Source organism: Sulfuricaulis sp. (genome assembly GCF_049587675.1).
Taxonomy (GTDB): Bacteria; Pseudomonadota; Gammaproteobacteria; order Acidiferrobacterales; family Sulfurifustaceae; genus Sulfuricaulis.
Genome location: NZ_JBAVEJ010000135.1, coordinates 1 through 1,736, shown reverse-complemented (window position 1 = coordinate 1,736; position 1,736 = coordinate 1). Strand labels below are relative to the sequence as shown.

General features: G+C 60.9%; 2 protein-coding genes. Both read right to left on the bottom strand.

The window, feature by feature from the left end:
• A partial coding sequence (locus tag WB402_RS07170) for a class I SAM-dependent methyltransferase (RefSeq protein ID WP_424206369.1) occupies nucleotides 1-406 on the bottom strand: 406 nt, incomplete at its 3' end.
• Nucleotides 407-702: 296 nt separating this feature from the next.
• Complete coding sequence (locus tag WB402_RS07165) at nucleotides 703-1,614, bottom strand: CoB--CoM heterodisulfide reductase iron-sulfur subunit B family protein (RefSeq protein WP_424206367.1); 912 nt, start codon at nucleotides 1,612-1,614, stop codon at nucleotides 703-705.
• Between the last annotated feature and the right edge of the window lie 122 nt (nucleotides 1,615-1,736).

Below are 1,736 nucleotides of genomic sequence, written 5' to 3'. Positions count from 1 at the left end.
CCGCCAGGGCGCGCGCGACGATAACCCGATCGCCGTGATAGATGACGTTCCAGGCGAGCGCGAAGTCAAAGACCGCCGGCGCGAACGGCAACACCGTGAAATCGGAGCGCGCCCAGCAGATCGCACTGCCCGGATCCTGCGCGCGTGCATACGCGAGACCGCTGGCGCTGGCATCGGCCGCATGTACCTCGAAACCCGCGCCCGCGAGCAACCGCGCATGCCGCCCGACCCCGCAGCCGAGGTCGAACGCGCGCTGCGCCCCGCGCATCTTCAACAAATCCACCGCCTGCACGACCTCGGGCTCAGGTGCCAACCAGTCAGCGCGGCCGGCCGCGTTCGTCCAGCGTTGGTCCCAGGTGGCGTGTGCAGTCGAGAGCGAACCACGCTCACTCGCTTCATCGGACATAGGCGTGTCATCTCGCGGTTTTAGGCCAGCATACACCGCGCCACCGGGCGGCACCACGGAAACCGTGCAGTGGTCTGATGGCTCTGCTTGACCAATCGGAACAGAGACGCGTTTTTGTTCGCGTGCTGGATGTGAGCTGGCCCCGCAAAGGATCATAGCAACGATCCTTATGTAGACCGCCAATCCGCAGGGGTGTGCAATAAGGGACAATAAAGAAAAGCCACCTTTGTTTCCTTGGGGAGTCACAAAAAAGCCCGCTTGCGCGGGCTTCTTACTTAGTAGATACCGATGACTTTTTACTTCTTCGCCGGCTTGGCCGCAATTTCTTCAAGCTGTGTGGCGCGCACGATGTTGCCGTCGAGCGCCGCTTCCTTGGCAGTCGCCCCGTAGGCCACCGCCATGAGCTGGGAGTAGTACACCACCGGGATCTTGAACTTGGTGCCGTACTTCTTGTTGATCTGGCCCTGATACACCTCGACGTTCATCTGGCACACCGGGCACGGCGTGACGATCATGTCGGCGCCGTGGTCATAGGCCGACTCGATGATCTTCTTGATCTGCACCTGGCTCTTTTCGGGTTCGGAAAACGCCAGGGCGCCGCCGCAGCAGGTGACCTTCTCCTCGTACTTCTCGAGCGGTGTCCCACCCACGGTCTCGACCAGCTTGTCCAGGTACTTCGGGTTCTCGAACGACTCGCCCAGCACGCCGAACGGGCGGTTGGTCTGGCAGCCGACGTAACCGGCGATCTTGATGCCATCGAGCGGCTTCACGACCGGCTTGCCCAGTTCCTCGTAACCCAGGTCTTCGATCAGCACTTCGACCATGTGGCGGATTTTCTGCTTGCCCTCGTATTCCAGGCCGACCTCGGAAAGAATGCTCTTGATATCCCCCAGCAGCTCGCCGGAATGGGCGATGCGCTCCTGCGATTCCTTCGCGCCCAGCCAGCAGGCGGCGCAGGTCGCGACAATATCCTGACCAGCGTTATGCTTTTCGGACAAGGCCTCGTTGCGCGCGTTCATCGCGTGACGCGGCAGCTCGCCGCCCTCGGCGTAACCGATGGACGCGCCGCAGCAGTTCCAGTCGGGGATTTCGTTCAGCTTGATATCCAGCGTCTTGCACATGGACTCGACCGAGGTCATGTAGTTCGAGGCCGAGGCCTTGCGCTCAGAGGAACAACCCGGATAAAACGAATATTCTTTTCTCGCCATTGCTAGCTCTCCAACGAAAATACGTCATACATGCCATCCCTGGCGTGACGCATATGCATTAATTTGGTCCAGGCCCGCACCTCCGTGTGCGGGCGTTCGCCGGGGCAAACACACGTTAAGTG